7 protein-coding genes are annotated in these 6,035 nt (G+C 50.9%); 5 read left to right on the top strand and 2 right to left on the bottom strand.

Going from position 1 to position 6,035, the window contains the following annotated elements:
• Window positions 1-45 precede the first annotated feature (45 nt).
• Complete coding sequence (locus tag SGI98_06615) at window positions 46-234, bottom strand: hypothetical protein (GenBank protein MDZ4743076.1); 189 nt, start codon at window positions 232-234, stop codon at window positions 46-48.
• Between the two features lie 241 nt (window positions 235-475).
• Between SGI98_06615 and SGI98_06610 the strand changes: the two genes are divergently transcribed.
• Entirely contained in the window at window positions 476-1,759 is a 1,284-nt protein-coding gene (locus SGI98_06610; protein MDZ4743075.1) for a DUF1015 family protein, read from the top strand.
• 82 nt (window positions 1,760-1,841) lie between these two features.
• Here the strand turns inward: SGI98_06610 and SGI98_06605 are convergent, their stop codons facing one another.
• Window positions 1,842-2,756: a homocysteine S-methyltransferase family protein gene (locus tag SGI98_06605; protein ID MDZ4743074.1), complete on the bottom strand. Its 915-nt coding sequence runs from the start codon at window positions 2,754-2,756 to the stop codon at window positions 1,842-1,844.
• Window positions 2,757-2,846: 90 nt separating this feature from the next.
• Between SGI98_06605 and SGI98_06600 the strand changes: the two genes are divergently transcribed.
• Genes SGI98_06600 through SGI98_06585 form a run of 4 tightly spaced genes read left to right on the top strand, consistent with a single transcriptional unit; the run spans window position 2,847 to window position 6,034 of the window.
• Window positions 2,847-3,572 carry a TIGR02206 family membrane protein gene (locus SGI98_06600; GenBank protein MDZ4743073.1) on the top strand — a complete coding sequence of 242 codons (726 nt, stop codon included), beginning with the start codon at window positions 2,847-2,849 and terminating at the stop codon, window positions 3,570-3,572.
• On the top strand, window positions 3,559-4,446 hold the full coding sequence (locus SGI98_06595; GenBank protein ID MDZ4743072.1) for a hypothetical protein: 888 nt from the start codon (window positions 3,559-3,561) through the stop codon (window positions 4,444-4,446). Before SGI98_06600 ends, SGI98_06595 begins: the two co-directional genes overlap by 14 nt.
• An 11-nt stretch (window positions 4,447-4,457) precedes the next feature.
• Entirely contained in the window at window positions 4,458-4,811 is a 354-nt protein-coding gene (locus tag SGI98_06590; protein ID MDZ4743071.1) for a hypothetical protein, read from the top strand.
• Complete coding sequence (locus tag SGI98_06585; protein MDZ4743070.1) at window positions 4,811-6,034, top strand: molybdopterin molybdotransferase MoeA; 1,224 nt, start codon at window positions 4,811-4,813, stop codon at window positions 6,032-6,034. Before SGI98_06590 ends, SGI98_06585 begins: the two co-directional genes overlap by 1 nt.
• Window position 6,035 lies beyond the last annotated feature (1 nt).

The following is a 6,035-nucleotide window of genomic DNA, read 5'->3' as shown; positions in this document are numbered from 1 at the left end:
TTTAAATGCTTTTCGAATTGATTTTAGGATTTAAAAGCTAATTCTTCAGTTAACCACATCAGGAATTTGGAATCGACAGCGACGGTGAATTTCAAGATGCTGAGGAGCACAAAAGAAATTCTGATATTTCCCCCATTGAACATAGAGTTCATTGATCTCCTCTACGGCCTCCGGTACTTCGATCCGGTCATAACCCAGTAATTGTCGTGCGTGGGTATAATTCTTTTGCTCCACATGCGCATGTCTTTGAGCCGCTTTCCCTATCAAGAGTTTAACGGCATTTTTGTGGCTGTATCCGTAGTGCCCACATTACTTATCTTAATAACCTCCCTTTACCTTCCCGTTACAGGGGTAACTTGCTCGATTTGCAGACTCCGACTCATTCTCATGACTCCTTTTTTCCAGTGTCATTTCTTTTGAGTCAACGTTCTTTTTTGACCCCTGCCACCTTCCCCCCTCCTCGGTGTCATAACTTATGGGGCAATTTGTAATCATTTCTTTCTTTTCCTTGAGCCGGATTTTGGGTTTAACAGTCGGCCTTATGGCTACCGTACTCCCTTTTCCCGCAGTCAGACCGGCTCCTGAACTCGCTTCAGAGATTTGTGAACTCCCCTATGATGTCATGTCCACCGCCGAGGCCCGTGCGATGGCTGGAGATAAAAAGAATAGTTTCCTGCGCGTTTCCCGCGCGGAGCTTGAGTTCCCCGACGGCACCGATGCCTACGGCCCGGAGATCTATGAGCGAGCAGCCGCAAACTTCCATAAATTGCTCGAAAGAGGGGCATTGATCCAAGACCATAAACCCTGCTACTATCTCTACCGTCAACAAATGGACAACCACATCCAGACAGGGATCGTGGCTATATTCTCTTGCGACGAATACCGCAAGAGCATCATCAAAAAACATGAATTCACCCGGCCAGACAAGGAAGACGACCGCGTCCGCCATGTGGAGGCATTAAACTCCCAAACCGGCCCGGTTTTCCTGACTTACCCCGCCAAGGCGGAACTCACCAAGCTCCAAGAGCAAATTGCTTCGCGGGAACCGACCGTTTCAATCACGGCCCCGGATGGCATTATCCACACGGCGTGGATCATCGACCAAGACGACACTATCGATCTCATCCGCAAACAATTCGAAGTCATCCCTTCCCTTTACATTGCTGACGGCCACCACCGGAGTGCGGCGGCAAACCGTGTGGATCTCGCCCGCAATGGGGCCGGAGACTCCAGTAAATTTATGGCCGTGGTCTTCCCCCATGACCAATTGCAGATCCTCGCCTATAACCGTGTGATTAAAGACCTCAACGACATGACCATCCTGAATACGGTCAAACGCCTCAGTGAATTAGGCAAAGTCACCGTATCCGATCAAAAAATACCCGCCCATAAACACCAAGTATGTTTCTATATCCACAGCAAATGGCATACACTCGACTGGTGGCCCGCCCTACTGGATAAAGAGAAAAATCCGATCGACATGCTTGACGTGTCACTCCTCCAGAATTACGTCCTCTCGCCCGTCTTTAATATCCAAGACCCGCGCACGGACAAACGGATCGCTTTTGTCGGGGGTATCAGAGGCCCTCAGGAACTCGAAAAACTCGTTAATCAAGGCGACTACATGATCGCCTTTTCCATGCACCCGACCAGTATTGTCGATCTCATGGAAATCGCCGACCAGGACGGTATCATGCCTCCCAAGAGCACGTGGTTCGAACCGAAGCTGCGCGACGGGATGTTCAGCCACATGATTTAACAGGCCCTGCGCCATAGATTTTTCCCAATAAAAAGCCCCGAAATCGCTCCGGGGCTTTTTGCCTTATGACCTTTTGCAAATGTTATACAGGCGCAAATTGCGCTTTGAGGGCGCGGATGAATTCCGGACTGGTCCCGCAACACCCACCGATAAAGTCGGCCCCGGCCTCGAGGAGTAATGTTGCCTTTTGTGCAAATTGCTCGGGGGATGTGCCATAGGTAGTCTTGCCATCGACCATTTCAGGCAGGCCCGCATTGGCTTTCATCCAGATCGGACGGTCTGTATTGCTTTTCATTCTTTGGCATATCCCGAGGAATCCTTCGATCCCGTGGCCGCAATTTGCTCCGATGACATCCGCTCCGATCTCGGTCAAATGTAGTGCGGCCTGCTCAGGGGTCACGCCCATCATGGTCCTATCACGATTACGCCCCGAGTCAAAAACCATGGAGACAACCACCGGTTTCCCGATTTTTTTAGCTGCTTTTAAGGCAATCTCCGCCTCGGCGAGTTCCGCCATGGTCTCCAAGACAAATCCGTCCACCCCGCCCTCGGCCAAAGCCTCGACTTGTTCCATAAAAACTTTCTCCATCTCACTCGGCTCTATATCCCCGGTAGCAATCATTTTCCCGCAGGGCCCGACAGAAGCAAATACCAGAGAGGCTAGGCCTGCAGCCGCCCGGGATATTTCCGCACCCGCCCGGTTAATCTCCCTGACCCGGTCTTCCAGGCCATGGCGCTCAAGGATCGTCCGTGTGCCACCAAAAGTATTCGTCAGGATAATCTGACTGCCGGCACTCACATATGAAGCCGCCACATCGCGCACCCTGTCTTCATGGATTAAATTCCAGTCTTCAGGGCACTGGCCCGGGGCCAAACCCAGTGCTTGCAGTTGGGTTCCCCATGCACCGTCTGTAATGACGGGTTTTTGATTGAGTAGTGTGAGTAAATTCAGGCTCATTTCCAAATCATAGCTGGCAGATGAATTGTCGCCACTCATTCGATGATATAAATAAGTTAAAAAAAGACTAATTTTCCCCTGAAAAAAATGTTTCCCATCATCTCACAAAACCCCCTAGACTAAGGTCATATGCCGGAATTCCGACTTTTCAGCCCTGAACACTTGATCGCGCTCCTCCTGACCGCAGCAAGTTGCACAGGTTGCCTAATGCTCCGGAGGGTCAATCTTTCCCCCTCCCAAGCCAAAGTCGGTGCTTGGGTGATTATCGGGATGCTTTTGGCCTATGCGATCACCAGTTACACCAAAATCGTGATCAATGGCACATTCACCCTTCAGACCGGTCTGCCCCTCCACCTCTGCGACGTTCTCGTTATTGTCTGCCTTCTCGCCCTGGCCACACGACATCAGCTCTTATTTGAAACGGCCTATTTTCTCGGGTTAGCCGGCACACTTCAAACGCTGATCACCCCAAATCTTGAAGTTGGATTCCCCACCATGCGCTGCCTGATTTTCTTTTGGATGCACGGGGTTATCCTCGTCGCCATTTGTTTTATGATCGGGGCCTACCGCCTCCGCCCCCAGCCCGGCTGTATCGGGCGCATGTTCCTGATCATTAATCTCTATGTCCTCGCTGCCCTTTTGGTCAATGCCGTCGTAGGGGCGAATTACGGATTTTTGAGCCGCCCGCCCATGAACCAAGAGAATCTCATCCTAGCAATCAGTCGCTGGGCACCGTGGCCATGGTATATCCTTGTCCTTGAAATCATCGCCTTAGCGAGTTTTTTGATTTACTACGCGCCGTGGCTGATTAAAGACAGATTAACCAAACATACCAAAAAACATGCAAACACCTGAAAATCTCACCATCAAATCCGGCAAAGCCGAAGCGCTCATCTGCCCTGCACTCGGCTGCCAAACCCTTTCCTGGAAAGTCAACGGCCAAGACCTGATCTATCTCGATCCCGAATACTTCCAAAAATGGCCCGGCTTGAATCTCTGGGGAAACCCTATCCTTTTTCCCGCACCCGGCTTATGTTCGATCGGCCAAGAAGTTAATGTCTGGAAATATGAAGGGAAGATTTATCCCATCGAGTTCCACGGATTTGCCGATAAATTACCTTGGAAACTCGAGTTCCACGATGACTCCTCGATTGTCTGTACCCTCGCCCATTCCGAACACACCCTCAGACAGTATCCCTTTGAATTCCTCGCACGCCAGAAAATCAGCCTGACAGAGAATTCCTTGACCGTGGATTTTGAGATGACGAACCATAGCATCCAGAAAATGCCTTATGGGGTCGGTTGGCATCCTTACTTCAAAAAACAAAGAGCCAAGGATGGTTCCGTCATCGAGTGGCTCGTTAAGATGCCCTCATGCAAACGGTGGACGGGAAACCCGGCCGAAGAATTCGTAGATTGGAACGAGGCCGTCATCAAAAGTTCGGACCGTTTCGGGATCGGTAATGTCCTCCTCTATAATAGTGATCTGCCTGTTACCCTCTACACAGACAAACCTGAAATCGGGACAATCAAGATCGAAGTCGAGAATTTCGGTACTCCGACAAGACAAATGGCCTGGGTGATTTGGAATATTGCCAGTGATTGTGACTATCTGTGTGTGGAACCCTGGACGGCCCCACCCAATGTCTTGAATATTCCTTCAGCACAGGTTATCGTGGAGCCCGGTCAGACATCACACCAGAAAATGACCTTCCACAAAACCGTCTAACCGTATCAAACATGAAAAAAATCGTCCATTTTCTCATTCTTGTCACCGCCTCTGTGGTCTTGATGGTGGTATCGGGAGGCTGTGCCAGCACCCCACCGACTCCCCCTCCAAGCAAGGCCGACCCCTATTATAACCGATCGGAATATCTCCCGATCGGTTTTATTTCCACTGTGAATGTCGTGGAAGGTTTTGTCGTGGTGAATTTCTCCAGCTCTGTCATGCCTCGGGTGGGTGACGAATTAAAAGTGTACCGTGCCGGGCGCCCGATCGGCTCCGTAAAAATCACCCAACCCCTCCGCGCCCCACTGGCCACAGCTGATATTTTGACTGGGGAGCTCCAACGCGGAGACGCCGTCCGCCCATGATGTCCCCGGAGCAAGCCCGGCAAGAAATCCTCTCCAAAGTGCGGGAAATTCCCGATAGGACAGAAAAAATCCCTCTTGAAAAAGCATTTGGCCGCAGCCTCGCCCACGACTTTTTCTCCCCGCGCAATTTGCCTGGGTTCGATAACTCTGCCATGGATGGATATGCCTTACGCGCCGAGGACACAGCCCAAGCCAGCTCGGAAAATATCATTGATCTGGATGTCCAAAATGAGCAACCCGCAGGTCGCTCAAAGGGACTCAAACTCCTCCCGGGCCGGTGCATCCGCATTTTTACGGGAGCACCCATGCCTGAAGGGGCTAACGCCGTCATTATGCAAGAAGATGTCAAAGCATTGGCCGGAGCCATTTTCCTGACTGAACCTATCCTGAAGGGGGAATACATCCGCAAAGCCGGACAGGATGTCTGCGAAGGACAAAAAATTATTCCTAAAGGAACCCGTCTCGATGAAAGGCATTTAGGACTGCTCTCTTCTTTAGGCGTCCCTGAAATCATGGTTTCTAAACCCCCGCGGGTGGCGATACTCGTCACGGGTAGTGAATTACGCAAACCCGGTGAGGATCTACTTCCCGGTGAGATCTATGAGTCCAACAGCCTGATGATGGCTGCCATGGTCCAAAAAACCGGTGCGATCCCTGTGCGCCTGCCCGTCATCAAGGATGACCTGATACAGATTACCGCAGGGATCGAAGCCGCCCTGCGGTGCGAGGCTGTGATTATTTGCGGGGGCATGTCTGTCGGGGAACATGACTATATCCGGCGGGCCTTGGCAAAATGCAAAATACCCGAGACTTTCTGGCGCGTGGCATTAAAACCGGGAAAACCCTTCCTTTTCAGCATCAAAAATGATGTCCCTATCTTCGGGCTACCCGGTAACCCCGTCTCTTCATACGTGACATTCATCCTTTTTGTCCGCCCGGCTCTCCGTTTGATGATGGGGATCACTGACACCCATGATCTAAATATCCGCTTGCCCTTAGGGGAAAAAATAGTCAATGAAGAAAAAAGATTCCATTTTCTCAGGGGCGTCATCAAATCGGGGAAGGTTTATTCCGCAGGACGCCAAGCCTCCCATATTTTCAGCTCTTTGATCGAAGCAAATTGCCTGATCCGGGCTTTGCCTGAGACGATTCATGCTGAAAACAGCCTTGTGGAATGCCTTTTACTCGAAAATCCTGATAATCCGCAAGTTGCTCTTGATTAGT

It is taken from the genome of Verrucomicrobiota bacterium (assembly GCA_034440155.1).
Lineage (GTDB): Bacteria > Verrucomicrobiota > Verrucomicrobiia > JAWXBN01 > JAWXBN01 > JAWXBN01.
The sequence above is the reverse complement of the archived record's forward strand: the minus strand, read 5'-3'. Positions and strand labels throughout refer to the sequence as shown.